Genomic DNA, 14,847 nt, shown 5'->3' on the forward strand with positions numbered 1-14,847 from the left:
CGCCGCGCCGTGAAACCGCTCTTGTCCTGCGGGGGCCACCGCGCCTAGTTACGAATCCATGATGGACCGTAAACGCATGGGATTGGCGGTGCTTTCCGTCGCGGGCGGCCTTGCCGCCATCGGCAGCACCGCCTGGTGGCTGACCGCCGGGGGCACCACCCCGGGCGCGGCGCCGCAGCCCCTGCCGCCGACGGTCCGGGCGCCCTCGACGGTGGCGCCGCCCGCTGCCGCCGCCGCCCCGGCGGCAGCGGCCCCTCCGGCGACCTCCCAGGCGGCCAGCGCCGCGGCCGGGGCGCCGGCCGCCGCCGCGACCGCGCGCGCCGTGGAACCCAGCTTCGACGTCGCCCGCATCGGCGCCCGCGGCAGCGCCGTGGTCGCCGGCCGCGCCAGCCCCGGCGCCGAGGTCTCGCTGCAGGATGGCAGCCAGGAGCTCGGCCGCGCGCGCGCCGATTCGCGCGGCGAATGGGTGATCCTGCCGGCCGAGCCGCTGCGCCCCGGCGCGCATGAGCTCTCCCTCAATGCCCGCACGCCCGAGGGCGAGCGGCGCGGCCGCGACACGGTGGTCGTCGTGGTGCCGGACACCGCGGCGCCGGCCGCCGTGGTGCCGGATACCGGGCCCGCCCGGCCGGCCGCCATCGCCGCCGCCGCGCCGCCGGTCCCCCCGCCCGCCGCCGGTCCTGCCCCCGATCCCGCTGCCGATCCCGCCCCCGGTCCGGTCGCCGTGCTGCTGCCCGCCCCGGGCGCGACGGCCGCCCCGCGCCTGCTGCAGGGCGAGATGCCGCTGCCGCGCCCGGTCGCCAGCAATGGCGCGCCGGCCGCCGCGGCGCCCGCCCGGCGCGGCCTCGGGCTCGATGTCGTCGACTACGAGGATGATGGCGACATGCGCTTCGCCGGCGCCGCCCCGCCGGGCGCCGTGGTGCGGCTCTATGTCGACCAGGCGCATGCGGGCGACGCCGCCGCCGATCCGGACGGCCGCTGGAGCCTGACGCCCGCCGAGGCCGCCCAGCCGCAGCCGGGCCTGCACACGCTGCGCCTGGACCAGATCGGCCCGCGCGGCCAGGTGACGGCGCGGCTCGAGCTGCCGTTCCAGCGCGAGGCCCGCCAGACGGTGGCCGCCGAGGGCCGCGTCACCGTGCAGCCCGGCAACAGCCTGTGGCGCATCGCCCGCGCCAGCTATGGCCGCGGCATGCGCTACACCGTCATCTACCGCGCCAACCGCGACCAGATCCGCGACCCGACGCGGATCTATCCCGGACAGGTCTTCGTCCTGCCGCCCAGCTGACGTCATCCCCCGGCGGAAACCGCCCGCCTTCCTGCCGCCGGCCGGCCGGTAGCGCGCGTCAGGGTTGTTTGCCGCCCCGCGACAGACCATAACCGCAGGCATCATGGCGCTCCTCGAAAGCCTTCGCATGGTCCTGGCCCCGCCGCATCCGGCGGGCCGGCCCTTCATCATCGGCGGCGCGGCGGTGGCCGTGGTCGGTCTCCTCGGCGGCGGTCTGGTCGGCGGCTCCTGGCTGTTCTGGCTGGGCCTCGGCTTCACCCTGTTCTGCCTCTACTTCTTCCGGGATCCGGAACGGGTGGTGCCGGACCGGCCGGTCTTCGTGGCCCCGGCCGACGGCCATGTGGTCAGCATCCGCCCCGCCGTGCCGCCGGCCGAGCTCGGCCTCGGCGACGCGCCGCGCTGGCGGGTGGCGATCTTCCTCTCCGTGCTCGACGTGCACGTGAACCGCAGCCCCTGCACCGCGACCGTCACCCGCATCGCCTACCATCACGGCAAGTTCCTCAGCGCCAACATGGACAAGGCCAGCACCGACAACGAGCGCAACGCGCTGGCCATGCGCCTGCCCGACGGGCGCGAGATCGCCGTGGTGCAGATCGCCGGGCTGATCGCGCGGCGCATCCTCTGCGACGTGCGCGAGGGCGACCAGCTGCGCGTCGGCGAGCGCTTCGGCATCATCCGCTTCGGCAGCCGCACCGACCTCTATCTGCCCGAGGGCGTCCGCCCGCTGGTGGTCGAGGGCCAGACCATGATCGGCGGCGAGACCGTCATCGCCGACCTGACCCCGCCGCCCGAGCCGCCGCCCGCCGCCCGCTTCGTCATGCCCGGCGAGCCCGCCTGATGCAGCGCCCGCCGCGCCCCCGCCGCTTCCGCTTCGCCGCGCGCCAGCGTCCGCGCTTCCAGGGCCAGTCCTTCAACCGGCTGATCCCCAACATCATGACGCTGCTCGGCCTCTGCGCCGGGTTGATGGCGATGCGCTTCGCGCTGGAGGCCCGGTGGGAGCCGGCGGCCGGCCTGATCATCCTGGCCGGCGCCATCGACGGGCTGGACGGCCGGCTGGCGCGGCTGCTGAAGGCCACCAGCCGCTTCGGCGCCGAGTTCGACAGCCTGGCCGACTTCCTGTCGTTCGGCGTCGCCCCGGCGATGATCTTGTATCTCTGGACCATGCATGACTACCGGGGCCTCGGCTTCGTGCCCTGCGTCATGTTCGCGGTCTGCATGTCGCTGCGTCTGGCCCGCTTCAACGCCACGCTGGATGCCGGCCCGGTGCCGCTGACCGGCCCGGCGCCGAAGCCGGCCTATGCGCAGAGCTTCTTCACCGGCGTCCCGGCGCCGGCCGGGGCGCTGCTCGGGATGTTCCCGATCTTCGCCTCGCTGGCCTTCTCCGGCTGGGGCTGGGACGGGCTGGCGGGCGCGGTGCGCCACCCGCTCTTCGTCGGCGGCGTGCTGATCGGCACCGCGCTGATGCTGGTCAGCACCTTCCCGACCTGGTCCTTCAAGAACTTCAAGGTGCGGCGCGAATACATCCTGCCGCTGCTGCTCTCGGTCGGTGCCTATGCCGCGCTGCTGGTCAGCGAGCCCTGGGCGGCGCTGGCCGCGGCCGGGCTGATCTATGTCTCGATGCTGCCCTTCTCGCTGCGCTCCTACATCCGGCTGAAGCGCGAGGCGGAAGCCATGATCGAGCCGGTGGCCGCGACCCCGGCCGAGCCGCCGCCCGCCGCCTGACGTGACCGGTGCGGCGCCGCGGACCGCTGCGCCGCGCCGCCGAACCGTCTATGCTCGGACGCGGCCGCGCGGAGCTGCCGGCGGCCGAGGGGAAGCAGGCGGTGGACCGGCCGGAGGCCTTGCAGCGAGATCTGCCTGACCGTGCAGGGCCCGGTCGTGGCCTGCTTGTGGCCGGCGATGCCTGACCCGGGCCGTCCCCGGCGCGGCCTGCGCGTCGTCTGGCGCCGCAACAGCCTGCCGGGGCTGGAACGGGTGGCGCTCGGCTACGGCCCGCCGCCACCGCCGGCCAATGACACCGGGCCGCTGCCACGCTGGCAGCCGCCGCCCGTCCTGCCGGTGCCGCCCGCTCCGGCGCCGCGCGGCCTGGGCCTGGATCTCGTCCTGGCGCTGATCGTCATCGCGGTGATGCTGCTGCTCGCCGGCCTGCGCTTCTGACCGGCCTGCGCTTCTGAGTGCCGGCGCCGGGCCGGTCTTGGCGGCACGCGGATTCAGCACTCGGTAAATCTCCTCTCCGTAACGTGAGTTCGACGGCGAGACCGGAAGGTCCGGGCATTGCCGCCGTGCCGGGAGAGGGATGCGGAAATGCGGGGTGCGGCCATCGGACGGCGGGCCTGGCTGGTGGGCGGGGCAGGGGCGCTGCTCTCGGCCTGCGCTGGCCCGGCGGCATGGGAGGCCCGCGGCACCCCGGCCGAGCGCATTGCCGCCACCGGCTTCGCCGTGCTGCAGCAGGAGGGTGCCGCGCGCGGCAGCGCCGTGGGCTTCGGCAGCGATGCCGTGCTGACCTGCGCCCATGTGCTGGGCCGCCAGGAGCAGGGCTTCTCGCTGCGCCGTGGCGACGGTGCCGAGGCGGCGGCCACGCTGGTCGGGCGCAGCGCGCGCATGGACCTGGCGGTGCTGCGCGTCGCCCCCGGCTTCCTCGACGCCCCGCCGGTCAGGCCCGGCCCGCTGCCGAGTGCCGGCGAGGCGGTCTGGGCCGCCGGCGCCCCCGGCTTCGGCGCCGCCATCGCCGCTGGCCGGGTCGAGGCGCCGGATGCCGAGATGCCCGGCTATGGCCGCGGCTTTACCGCCCGGCTGCCGGCGCTGATGGGCTATTCCGGCGGCCCGGTCGTCGACCGCCAGGGCCGCCTGCTGGGCCTGACCGCCGCCCTGCCGGAGGGCGGCCGGGCGGCGCTGCTGGCGCTGCTGACCGGGGCCGACCTGGACGGGATGCTGCGCCGCGACCGGCAGGTCTTCGTGCTCTCCATCCACCGCGCCCAGGCCGAGGCGGCGCGGCTGCTGGAGGGCCGCAAAGCGGCGTGATGCGGCACCGCGGCAGCGGCGATTAGGCTGGACTTCTTACGGCGCCGTCACGCAGGCTTCACCGCAATCAACCAGGGCGTGAAGCGGCTGCCGGCCGCTTCTCCCGCACAGGGAGGCGTGTTCATGACCATCGCCAGAATCCTGAACAGCAAGGGCTCGCAGGTCGTCTCCGTCGGCCCCGCCGACGATGCGGTGGCGGTGGCCCGCACCCTGGCGCAGCACCGCATCGGCGCCGTGCTGGTGCGCGATGCCGGCGGCCAGGTGCTGGGCATCGTCTCGGAGCGCGACATCGTCCGCGCCCTGGCCAGCCAGGGCGCCACCAGCACCGCGCTGCAGGCGCAGCAGCTGATGACGCGGGTGCTGCACACCATCACCCCCACCACCCAGATCGGCGAGGCGCTGGCGATGATGACCGATCGCCGCGTCCGCCACCTGCCGGTGCTCGAGCAGGGCGGCGGCCTGGCCGGCATGATCTCGATCGGCGACCTGGTGAAGGCCCGCATCGCCGAGGCCGAGCAGGAGGCGCAGGCGCTGCGCGAATTCGTCACCTCGACCGGGTGAGGCTTTGCCGCGGGGCGCGGCATGCCGCCCCGATCCGCTTGGCCGGAGGATCGCGGGCGCCGGCCCCGATGCGGCCTCTTGGCGCCGCTTGAGGCGTGCTTCCGCTGCAGCGGCTCGACCGGCTCGGTCCCTGGCCCCGGCCTCTCCCCTGCCTTTCCGATTCATGGCCGAAATTTCCTGCCCTCCGGCCGAGCGCCAGCACAACCTTGTGGCCTCGGTCGCGTTCATTGCGCACCAGTCATAGGGAGTGACCAGCATGCGACTGCAGATTCTCGGCGCCGCGGCGCTGTCCCTGGCCCTGGCGGCCTGCGGCACCAATGAACGCGATCGCGTCCAGGGTGGCGCGGCCGCGGGCGCCGCCACCGGCGCCGGCGTCGGCGCCTTCGGTGGGCCGGTGGGCGCGGCCGTTGGCGCGGTGGTCGGCGGCGGCGCCGGCGCGGTGACCGGCTACACCACCTCGCCCTCCGACGTGAACCTGGGCAAGCCGGTCTGGCGCAACCCGGAGGTCCGCACCCCGCTGGACGACAACCAGCGTGCCGGCCGCCGCAGCGCCACCACCCGGTCGAGCGCCACCCGCGCCAGCGCCCGCAGCAACAGCGACGGCGCCTATATGGGCGGCGGCATGGTGGTCGAGCAGGGCGGCACGCCCGCCAGCCCCAACCCCATGGGCAGCAGCCCGATGACCGGGCCGGCTGGCGGCACCGCGCCGACCCCGGTCAACCCAGCGCCGCGCAGCATGCCGTAACACGGCACGGGGGCCTCATCTGCAGGCCTTTGACCGACGCGGGGCTCGCGCCTGGCGTCCGCCTGGCCGCTCTGCACCGCCTTGCCGTGGTGCGGACGGCAACCGCCTGGCATCGACGTCGTTAGCGGGGCAGGCTGCAGCCTTGTCTCCCGGCGAGACCACTTGGCCTTGCCAGCAGGTTTCCCCGGCTTCGGGCCCGGGGCGGCCCGCCAGCAAAGGTCCGACCCTTATTCTGGCAGAAGCTGAGGAAAACCCGCGATGAAGCCTCCGATCCACGTCACCCGCCCCGCCTGGCTGACCGAGTTCCAGGCCTTCATCATGCGCGGCAGCGTGGTGGATCTGGCGGTGGGTATCGTGATCGGCGCGGCCTTCACCGGCATCGTCAACTCGCTGGTGCAGGACCTGATCAACCCGGTGATCGGCCTGCTGATCGGCGGCGTCGATTTCTCCAATGTCTTCGTGGTGCTGAGCGGCGAGCGCGGCCCCTCGCTGGAGGCGACGCGCCAGGGCGGCGCCGCGGTGCTGGCGGTGGGCAAGTTCATCAATGCCATCATCAGCTTCCTGATCGTCGCCATGGCGATCTTCTGGCTGCTGCGGGTGCTGACCAAGCTGCGGCTGCATGCCAGGGCCCAGGCCGCCGGCCCCAGCGCGCAGGAGAAGCTGCTGGCCGAGATCCGCGACCTGCTGCGCGACGGCCGCCCGGCCACGCCGGCAACCCCGCCGGCCGCGCCGCCGCCCACCCTGCCGCCGTCCAGCCTGCCGCCGCGCTGAGGCTCGCGGCCGGGCGAAGGGTCTGATAGAGGGCCGAGATGCGCTTCAACCATCCCCCTACCGTCGAGGATCTGCAGGAACTGGCGGAGACCGCCTTCGCGGCGATCCCGGAACAGCTGCGGGAGGCGGTGCGCGGCACCGCCATCCTGGTCGAGGAAGTGCCCGACGAGGCCACGCTGGAAGCGCTCGACCTGCAGCACCCCTGGGAGTTGACCGGCCTCTACCGCGGCACGCCGCTGACCGAGAAGAGCGTGCTCGGCGTCGCCGCCGAGCCCGACATGATCTTCCTCTACCGCGAGCCGATCCTGGTGGAATGGATCGAGACCGGCGAGGACCTGTTCCGCCTGGTCCGCAATGTGCTGATCCACGAGATCGCGCATCATTTCGGCTTCAGCGACGACGATATCGCGCGGCTCGAGGACGAGGGCTGAGGCGTCAGGCCGCCGGCCCGTCCGGGGGATCGAGCGCCGCCGCCACAGCTTCGCGCAGCGCCGGCAGCGCCTCCGCCTCGAACCAGGGCCGCGCCGCGGCCCAGACCCGCGTCCGCCAGGAGGGATGCGGCAGGGCGAAGAAGCCGCGGCGCCGCAGCGCCGCATGGTCCTGCACCGTGCCGGTCAGGTCCCGCGCCGCCGCCGGGCCGAGCCGGCTGGCAATGGCATGGCGGCCCAGCAGCAGGGTCAGCCGGATCTCCCGCAGCGGCGGCGCCAGGCGCGGATGCCAGAGCGGCGCGCATTCCGGTCGGGGCGGCGCGTCGCCGCCGCGCGGCAGCCGGCCCGGATAGCACAGCCCCATCGGCAGGATCGCCAGCGCCGGCCCGTAGAAGGCGTCGCGGTCCAGCCCGAGCCAGTTGCGCAGCCTGTCGCCCGCCTTGTCATTCCAGGGAATGCCGCTGTGATGCGCCTGGGTGCCCGGCGCCTGGCTGACCAGCAGCAGCCGCGCCCGCGGGTCCAGCTGGAAGATCGGCCGCGGCCCCAGCGGCAGATGCGGCGCGCAGAGCCGGCAGGCGCGTGCCGCCGCGGCGGCCTCGGCCAGCGCCGCCGCCGGCGTCAGGCCCATCGGGCCAGCAGTTCCTCGACCATCGCCGGCACCAGCGCCGTCGCCGGTCCCTGGCGGCTCTCGTCGAACAGATGGCTGCCCAGGCTGGGCTCCAGGTTCAGCTCGATCCGCTCGGCCCGGCCGCGCAGCGCGGCGACGAAGCCGGCCGCCGGATAGACCTGGCCGGAGGTGCCGATCGACAGGAACAGCCGGCAGCCCGCCATCGCCTGCTCGATGCGCGCCAGCCCGCGCGGCGTCTCGCCGAACCAGACGATGTCAGGCCGCAGCCGGCCGGTCACGGCGCAGGCCGGGCAGGGGGTCTCGACCGAGAGGTCGCCGCGCCAGGCCTGCTGCCGCCCGCAGGCGGTGCAGCGGATCCGGCCGAGCTCGCCATGCAGGTGCAGCAGCGCCGGCGAGCCGGGCATCGCCCGGTCGTGCAGGTCGTCGACATTCTGCGTCACCAGCAGCGCCGGCGCCGGCCAGGCGGCGAAGAGCCGCGCCAGCGCCAGGTGCGCGGCATTGGGCCGGATCGCCGGATCGGCCAGCTGGGCGCGGCGGGCATTGTAGAAGCGGTGCACCAGGACAGGGTCGGCGGCGAAGGCCTCCGGCGTCGCGAGTTCCTCGACGCGGTGGCGCTCCCAGAGGCCGTTCTTGTCGCGGAAGGTGGCCAGGCCGGATTCGGCGGAGATGCCGGCACCGGTCAGCACGATCAGGGGTGGGGCGGACATGGCCGGCAGGATCGCGGGCCGGGCCGGGCGCGGTCAAGCCGCCGGGGAGTTGCAGGGGAGCCGCGGGGAAGCCGGACCGCCCTGCCGTGCAGGGCGGTCCGGCGACCGGTCAGTGGTGGTGGCCGCCGGCCGCGCCGCCGGCGGGGCGGTAGCCCGCGGCCTCGACGGCCAGCTCCACCGTGACCTCGCCACCGCGGGCGAAGACCAGGGTGACGGGCACGCGCTGCCCCTGCACCAGCGCCTCCTTCAGCCCGATCAGCATCAGGTGGTAGCTGCCGGGGGTGAAGGCGATCTCGGCGCCGGGGGCGATCTCGACGCCGCCCTCGACCTCGCGCATGCGCATCACGTCGCCGTCGCGGACATGGCTGTGGATCTCCACCGCGCGGACGATGGCGGCGCGGGCGGCGACCAGGCGGTCGGGCGTGCTGCCGGTGTTCTTCAGCGTCATGAAGCCGGCGCCGGTGCCACGCGGCGGCGCGGCGCGGCTCCAGGGATGGCCGATGGCGATGTCGCCGACGGTATAGCCATGCGCGGCCGCGGCGCGCGGCAGCAGCGGGAGGAGGGCGGCGCCGGCAAGCATGCCGAGCAGCGGGCGGCGGGAGAGGGCCATGGTCTGGACGTCCTGGGAGGGCCGCGGCAGGCAGCAGCGCGGCCGTGAATGGAAAAGAAACGTAACGGCGGGATCGATCTCAGACGGCCATGGGCGGGGCACGGGCGGCGAAGGCGGCGACGCGGCCGGCGGCAGCCGGCAGGCCGGGCGGGGCCGGGGGGCGGGCGCCGGCGGCGAGCTGCCAGCGCGGCAGCGGCAGCCGCGGCGGATCGGGCAGCCAGGCCTGCGGCAGGGACTGGGCCGCCGCGCAGAAGCCGGGCTCGCCATGCTCCGCCGGGGCGGGCGTGTCGCCGGCGTCGCCGCGCAGGCCGTCCGGGGTGCAGATCGGCAGGGCGATGCCAAGCCGCGCCCAGCCTTGCGCCACCTCCGCCGCGAAGCCCGCGACGGCGCCGGCCGGCCGCGCCAGGCGCAGGCAATGCGCCGGCGCCGCGACGCTCTGCCCGAGCAGCGTCAGCGCGAAAAGGCTCAGCAGCAGGAGGCGCCAGGGATGTCGCCGCATCACGGGCGCTGGCCTAGACCAGGATGCCCCGGCTGGAAAGCGGGCATCCGGTCCGGCCGCGCGGCCTCAGAGGCCGGCAGCCCCCGCCGGCAGGCCCTCGGCGCCGCTGGGCGGCCGCGCCAGCGGATAGTCGACCTCCGCCTCGTAATGCGCCTGCTCCTTGCCGAGGCGGGAGGAGAACAGCGAGAAATGGTCGATCGGCACCGGCTCGGTGCGGAACAGGTTGTGCGCCTGGACGAAGCTGATCAGCTTGTCCGGCGCCGCCCGCTCCGTGCGCGCCAGCGTCACATGCGGGGCGAAGCGGCGCCGCTCCGGCGGCAGGCCGGCGCGCTGCAGCGCCGTCTCCACCTTGGATTGCAGGTGCAGCAGCCGCTCGCTGCGCTCGACCTTGAGGTGCAGCGAGGTGATCCGCCCGGCCTTCTCGAAGATGTCGAGCCCGGCCAGCGACAGCGCGAAGGGCTTGGCGCGCAGGCCGGCCAGCGCCTCGTCGACCTCGTCGGCCTGCCAGCCTTCGATCTCGCCGATGAAGCGCAGCGTCAGGTGGTAGTTCTCAGGCGCGACCCAGCGTGCGCCGGGAATGCCGCCGGCGAGATCCGCCAGCTGTTCCCGCAGGGGATCGGGCAGGGCCAGGGCGACGAACAGGCGTGGCATGGTGGCTCAACCTCCCTGCACCTTGGACAGAAGCGCCCGCATGGCGGGAAGCATGCGGCGTGCCACTTCCTGCACGCCGGCCGGGTTCGGATGGATGCGGTCGGCCTGGTTCAGCGCCGGGTCGCCGGCCACGCCGTCCAGCAGGAAGGGATAGAACACGGCCTCGGGGTGCTCGGCTGCCAGTTTCCTGAAGGTCTCCGAGAATTCACGTCCGTAATCGGCGCCCAGATTGGGCGGCGCCAGCATGCCGGCCAGCAGCGTGGGCAGGCCGCGTGCCTGCAGCCGCGCCAGGATATCGGCCAGATTGGCGTAGGATTCGGCAGGCGGCAGGCCGCGCAGCCCGTCATTGCCGCCGAGCGCCACCACCACCGCCTGCGGCTGGTCGGCCAGCGCCCATTCCAGCCGGGACTTGCCGCCGGCCGTGGTGTCGCCGGAGACGCCGGCCTCGATGACCGTGACGTTCAGCCCGGCCGCCTTCAGTGCCGCCTCGAGCTGCGCCGGCAGCGCCTCGGGCTTCGCTAGCCCATAGCCGGCGGTGATCGAATCACCCAGCATCAGCACCCGGATCGGGGTGCCCGCGGGGGCGGTCTGCGCCGCCGATCCCTGTGGCCAGGTGACAGCTGAGACAGAAAGAAACAATCCTAGGCCCAGAAATGCCCTTCGCACTGCGACGCGGCGGCCATATCTGCGGGTCATGCCGGACGTACCAGACGCCATCCTCTCCCCCGCGACAGCGCCCCGGACCGGGGCGGGTAGCGACCCCCGCCTGATCACGGCGCGGGGTCTGACCCTCAAGGTGGCGGCGGCGGGGGGGGAGGTCAACATCCTCCGCGGCCTTGATCTGGATGTGCAACGGGGCGAGGCGGTGGGCCTGGTCGGCCCCTCCGGCTCCGGCAAGACCTCCTTGCTGATGCTCCTCGCCGGGCTCGAAAAAGCCACGGGTGGCGAGCTGCATGTGGCGGGCGAGAACCTGGCCGCCCTCAACGAGGATGCGCTGGCGCGCTTCCGCCGCGACCATCTCGGCATCGTCTTCCAGGCCTTCCACCTGATCCCGACCATGTCGGCGCTGGAGAACGTCGCGGTGCCGCTGGAATTCTCCGGCCGTGCCGATGCCTTCGACCGTGCCCGGCTGGCGCTGCGCCGCGTCGGCCTCGGCCACCGGCTGGACCACTACCCCGGCCAGCTCTCGGGCGGCGAGCAGCAGCGCGTGGCGCTGGCCCGCGCCGTCGTCGGCGAGCCCAGCCTGCTGCTGGCCGACGAGCCCACCGGCAATCTGGACGGCGCCACCGGCCAGGCGGTGATGGACCTGCTGTTCGGGCTGCGCGACGAGCTCGGCACCACGCTGCTGCTGATCACCCATGACCCGCTGCTGGCCGCGCGCTGCAGCCGGCGCCTGCGCATGGCCGACGGGCTGCTGGTCGCGGACGACAGGACGTGAGCAGCACGGGCTATGGGGCCAGCCTCGCTCTCGGCGCCCGCTTCGCGCGGCGGGAGCTGCGCGGCGGCATCAAGGGCCTGCGCATCGTCCTCGCCTGCCTGGCGCTGGGCGTTGCCGCCATCGCCGCCGTCGGCACGCTGCGCGCGGCGACCGAGGCGGGGCTCGCCGCCGATGGCGCCCGCATCCTCGGCGGCGACGTGGCGGTGCGCATCGCTTCCCTGCCCATGCCCGAGGCGACGCAGGGCTGGATCCGCGACCAGGGCGCGACGCTGTCCTCGGTCGTCGAGATGCGCGCCATGGCCGTCGCCCCGTCCGGCGAGCGCAGCCTGGTCGAGCTCAAGGTGATCGACGGGCAGTATCCGATCTATGGCGCGCTGGAACTCGATCCGCCCCTGCCGGCCGGCCAGGGCCTGGCCGCCGGCGACGTCGCGCTGGAGCCGCTGGTGGCCGAGCGCCTCGGCCTCGCCCCCGGCGACCGGCTGCGCCTCGGCGAGGCCAGCTTCCGCCTGGCCGGGCTGATCCGCTCGGAGCCCGACAAGGTGGCCAGCCCCGCCATCCCCGGCCCGCGCGCCATGATCCCGATGGCCGACCTGCCGCGCACCGGCCTGATCCAGCCCGGCAGCCTGGTGCATTACGAATACCGCATCGGCCTGCCGCCCGGCGTGCCGGTCCAGACCTTCATCCGCGCGCTGCGCACCGCCGGCCAGGATGATGGCGGCTGGCGCATCCGCGCCGCCGGCGAGGCGGCGCCAGGGGTCAACCGCTTCCTCGACCGCGCCGCCTCCTTCCTGACGCTGGCCGGGCTGACCGCGCTGCTGGTCGGCGGCATCGGTGTTGCCACCGGCGTGCGCGCCTGGCTGGACCAGCGGGCCCGCACCATCGCGACCCTGCGCTGCCTCGGCGCGCCGTCGCGCGTCATCTTCCTGACCTACCTGATCCAGGTGGCGGCGCTGTCCGCCGTCGGCATCCTGGTCGGGCTGGTGGCGGGGCAGGGGCTGACCCTCCTCGGCGCCCAGGCCTTCGCCGATGCCCTGCCGGTGCCGCCGCAGCTCGGCATCTATCCCGGCCCGCTGGCCGAGGCCGCGCTCTACGGCGCGCTGACCGCGCTGGCCTTCGCCCTCTGGCCGCTGGCCCGCGCCCGCGAGATCCCCGGCGCGGCGCTGTTCCGCGACACCGTGCAGCGGACCGCGGTGCGGCCGCGGCTGAAGCTGCTGGCGGTCAATGTGCTGGCGGTGGTGGCGCTGGTCGCGCTGGTCATCGGCAGCGCCGAGCAGCCGGCCTTCGCCGCCGGCTTCTGCGCCGCCGCCGGCGCCACCCTGCTGCTGTTCCGCCTGGGCGCCACGCTGCTGATGCGGCTGGCGCGTGGCATGAAGGGCAGCGGCAACCCGGCCTGGCGGCTGGGCCTGGCCAATCTGCACCGCCCCGGCGCGCCGACCGCGCTGCTGCTGGTGGCGCTGGGCATCGGCCTGACCACGCTCTCGGCGGTCGCCATGATCGAGGGCAATCTGCGCCACCAGCTCAGCCAGCAGCTGCCGGGCGCGGCACCCAATTTCTATTTCATCGACATCCAGTCCGACCAGGCGGCGCGCTTCGACGCACTGGCCGCCAGCCTGCCGGGCGTCACCGAGGTGAAGCGCGTGCCCTCGCTGCGCGCCCGCATCACCGCCGTCATGGGCGTGCCGGTCGAGCAGATGCAGGTGGCCGAGGACAGCCGCTGGGCGCTGCGCGGCGACCGTGGCCTGACCTATGCGGCGACGCCGCCCGAGGGCACCCGGCTGGTCGGCGGCGAGTGGTGGCCGGCCGACTATCGCGGCCCGCCGCTGCTCTCGCTCGATGCCCGCCTGGCCGAGGGCTGGGGGGTGGCGATCGGCGACACGGTGCGGCTGAACGTGCTGGGCCGCGACCTCGACTTCCGCATCGCCAATCTGCGGCAGATCGAGTGGCAGGGGCTGGGGCTGAACTTCGTGCTCGTCGCCTCGCCGGGGCTGCTGGAGGCGGCGCCGCACACGCATATCGCAACGGTCCGTGGCGACGCGGCGCGCGACTCGGCGGTGCTGCGCGCCATCACCGACGCCTTCCCGAATGTCTCGGGTATCCGCGTGCGCGACGCGCTGCAGGCGGTGACCGGGCTGCTAGAGCGGCTGGGCGTCGCGCTCTCGGCGGTCTCCGGCCTGACCCTGGTGGCGGGCGGGCTGGTGCTGGCCGGCGCCATGGCGGCCGGGCAGCGCCGCCGCATCCGCGATGCCGTGGTGCTGAAGGTGATCGGCGCCAGTCGCGGCCAGATCCGCCGCGCCTGGATGGTCGAGTTCGGCCTGGTCGGGCTGACCGCCGGGCTAATCGCCGCCGCCTGCGGCACCGCGGCGAGCTGGGCGGTGGCGCATTACGTCATGCGCACCGACTGGACCTTCCTGCCGGGCACGCTGGCGGCCACCATCCTGGGCTGCACCGGCCTGACCCTGGTACTGGGCTATGCCGGCACCGCGCTGGCGCTGCGCGCCCGCGCTGCGCCCTTGCTGCGCAACGAGTGACAGGGCAGGAGAGACAGGCAGGCGACAGGGATAAAGAATCTGCAAGGGCGCCCGGCCTGGCTTGGGTTTGCCGTTGATCCAGATTACCGATAGTCCATATACATCACTGACCCGCGGATTCTCCGCGCTGGGAGGAGTTTCGAACGCTATGGCCTCTGGTCCCGACTATCGTTACACGACGGGCGCGCCCGGCTGGGGCCGCGTGGCGACGGCCGACGCGGCCGCCGTCGATGCCGGGCTGCGGTCCTACATGCTGCGCGTCTACAACTGGATGGCGTCGGGCTTGGTCCTGACCGGCATCGTCGCCTACCTGATCGCCAACACCGGCGCGGCGGACCTGTTCTACACGGTCGTCCGCACCTCGCGCGGCGTGGCGACCCAGCCGACCATCCTCGGCCTCGCCGCCATGTTCGCCCCGCTCGCCTTCGTGCTGGTCCTCTCCTTCGGCGTCAACCGGATGAGCAAGATCTCGGTGCAGGCGCTGTTCTGGGTGTTCTGTGCGGCGATGGGCGCCAGCATGGCGAACATCTTCCGCATCTATGTCGGCAGCTCGATCGCCAGCACCTTCTTCATCACCGCCGGCATGTTCGCGGCCGTCAGCCTCTACGGCTACACCACGAAGGCCGACCTGACGAAGCTCGGCGCCTTCATGATGATGGGCCTGATCGGCATCATCATCGCCAGCCTGGTGAACATGTTCATCGGCAGCGGCATGATGGCCTTCGTGATCAGCGTCATCGGCGTCGTGGTCTTCGTGGGCCTGACCGCCTACGACACGCAGCGCATCAAGGCGGACTACCTGGAGTTCGCCTATGCCGAGGGCACCGATGAAGCCGCCAAGCGCAGCGTCTTCGACGCGCTGGGCCTGTACCTGAACTTCATCAACCTGTTCCAGCTGCTGCTGCAGTTCATCGGCGTCCGCCAGCAGGATTGATCTGTCGGTTGATGGCGGGCGATGCCCGCCATCGGCGACCCGTT

General features: G+C 73.9%; 18 protein-coding genes. 12 read left to right on the forward strand and 6 right to left on the reverse strand.

The genetic code is table 11. The features are described 5' to 3' along the window. Window positions 1-61: 61 nt before the first annotated feature. From WFI16_RS03025 to WFI16_RS03065, 9 genes are all read left to right on the forward strand, one after another. Window positions 62-1,282 (forward strand): LysM peptidoglycan-binding domain-containing protein, encoded by a 1,221-nt coding sequence (locus tag WFI16_RS03025; protein WP_419896312.1) that lies wholly within the window; start codon window positions 62-64, stop codon window positions 1,280-1,282. Window positions 1,283-1,385: 103 nt separating this feature from the next. Next, on the forward strand, window positions 1,386-2,120 hold the full coding sequence (locus WFI16_RS03030) for a phosphatidylserine decarboxylase (protein ID WP_419896313.1): 735 nt from the start codon (window positions 1,386-1,388) through the stop codon (window positions 2,118-2,120). After that, window positions 2,120-3,004 (forward strand): CDP-alcohol phosphatidyltransferase family protein, encoded by an 885-nt coding sequence (locus WFI16_RS03035; RefSeq protein ID WP_419896314.1) that lies wholly within the window; start codon window positions 2,120-2,122, stop codon window positions 3,002-3,004. Before WFI16_RS03030 ends, WFI16_RS03035 begins: the two co-directional genes overlap by 1 nt. Window positions 3,005-3,181: 177 nt before the next feature. After that, window positions 3,182-3,439 carry a hypothetical protein gene (locus WFI16_RS03040; protein ID WP_419896315.1) on the forward strand — a complete coding sequence of 86 codons (258 nt, stop codon included), beginning with the start codon at window positions 3,182-3,184 and terminating at the stop codon, window positions 3,437-3,439. Window positions 3,440-3,586: 147 nt separating this feature from the next. Beyond that, window positions 3,587-4,303 (forward strand): S1 family peptidase, encoded by a 717-nt coding sequence (locus tag WFI16_RS03045; protein ID WP_419896316.1) that lies wholly within the window; start codon window positions 3,587-3,589, stop codon window positions 4,301-4,303. A gap of 123 nt (window positions 4,304-4,426) precedes the next feature. After that, window positions 4,427-4,864, forward strand: a complete 438-nt coding sequence (locus WFI16_RS03050) for a CBS domain-containing protein (protein WP_419896317.1) — start codon at window positions 4,427-4,429, stop codon at window positions 4,862-4,864. A gap of 256 nt (window positions 4,865-5,120) precedes the next feature. Next, complete coding sequence (locus WFI16_RS03055; RefSeq protein WP_419896318.1) at window positions 5,121-5,609, forward strand: hypothetical protein; 489 nt, start codon at window positions 5,121-5,123, stop codon at window positions 5,607-5,609. 258 nt (window positions 5,610-5,867) lie between these two features. Then, a complete protein-coding gene (gene mscL, locus WFI16_RS03060; RefSeq protein ID WP_419896319.1) occupies window positions 5,868-6,380 on the forward strand; it encodes a large-conductance mechanosensitive channel protein MscL in 513 nt (170 codons plus the stop codon). A gap of 38 nt (window positions 6,381-6,418) precedes the next feature. Next, window positions 6,419-6,811: a metallopeptidase family protein gene (locus WFI16_RS03065; protein WP_419896320.1), complete on the forward strand. Its 393-nt coding sequence runs from the start codon at window positions 6,419-6,421 to the stop codon at window positions 6,809-6,811. A 4-nt stretch (window positions 6,812-6,815) separates the two neighbouring features. On the opposite strand, the gene WFI16_RS03070 is transcribed toward WFI16_RS03065, so the two are convergent. The 6 genes from WFI16_RS03070 to WFI16_RS03095 form a co-directional block, all read right to left on the reverse strand. Then, complete coding sequence (locus WFI16_RS03070) at window positions 6,816-7,436, reverse strand: uracil-DNA glycosylase family protein (protein WP_419896321.1); 621 nt, start codon at window positions 7,434-7,436, stop codon at window positions 6,816-6,818. Continuing rightward, complete coding sequence (locus WFI16_RS03075) at window positions 7,427-8,143, reverse strand: NAD-dependent deacylase (protein WP_419896322.1); 717 nt, start codon at window positions 8,141-8,143, stop codon at window positions 7,427-7,429. The genes WFI16_RS03070 and WFI16_RS03075 overlap by 10 nt, the downstream gene beginning before the upstream one ends. Before the next feature lie 109 nt (window positions 8,144-8,252). Next, entirely contained in the window at window positions 8,253-8,753 is a 501-nt protein-coding gene (locus WFI16_RS03080) for a copper chaperone PCu(A)C (RefSeq protein ID WP_419896323.1), read from the reverse strand. Window positions 8,754-8,832: 79 nt separating this feature from the next. Beyond that, entirely contained in the window at window positions 8,833-9,252 is a 420-nt protein-coding gene (locus tag WFI16_RS03085; RefSeq protein ID WP_419896324.1) for a hypothetical protein, read from the reverse strand. 66 nt (window positions 9,253-9,318) lie between these two features. Continuing rightward, window positions 9,319-9,903, reverse strand: a complete 585-nt coding sequence (gene thpR / locus WFI16_RS03090; protein WP_419896325.1) for an RNA 2',3'-cyclic phosphodiesterase — start codon at window positions 9,901-9,903, stop codon at window positions 9,319-9,321. Between the two features lie 6 nt (window positions 9,904-9,909). After that, window positions 9,910-10,458, reverse strand: coding sequence for an arylesterase (locus WFI16_RS03095; protein ID WP_419896326.1), 549 nt, complete (start codon window positions 10,456-10,458; stop codon window positions 9,910-9,912). A 139-nt stretch (window positions 10,459-10,597) separates the two neighbouring features. Here WFI16_RS03095 and WFI16_RS03100 point away from each other — a divergent pair, with 139 nt between their 5' ends. The 3 genes from WFI16_RS03100 to WFI16_RS03110 all read left to right on the forward strand — a co-directional run bounded on the left by WFI16_RS03100 (window position 10,598) and on the right by WFI16_RS03110 (window position 14,803). Further along, window positions 10,598-11,341: an ABC transporter ATP-binding protein gene (locus WFI16_RS03100; protein ID WP_442970629.1), complete on the forward strand. Its 744-nt coding sequence runs from the start codon at window positions 10,598-10,600 to the stop codon at window positions 11,339-11,341. Beyond that, the gene (locus tag WFI16_RS03105; RefSeq protein ID WP_419896327.1) at window positions 11,338-13,869 is read left to right on the forward strand and encodes an ABC transporter permease; all 2,532 of its coding nucleotides are present in this window, start codon (window positions 11,338-11,340) and stop codon (window positions 13,867-13,869) included. The genes WFI16_RS03100 and WFI16_RS03105 overlap by 4 nt, the downstream gene beginning before the upstream one ends. 148 nt (window positions 13,870-14,017) lie before the next feature. After that, complete coding sequence (locus WFI16_RS03110; protein WP_419896328.1) at window positions 14,018-14,803, forward strand: Bax inhibitor-1/YccA family protein; 786 nt, start codon at window positions 14,018-14,020, stop codon at window positions 14,801-14,803. Window positions 14,804-14,847 lie beyond the last annotated feature (44 nt).

It is taken from the genome of Roseomonas sp. USHLN139, assembly GCF_037145735.1.
GTDB lineage: Bacteria > Pseudomonadota > Alphaproteobacteria > Acetobacterales > Acetobacteraceae > Pseudoroseomonas.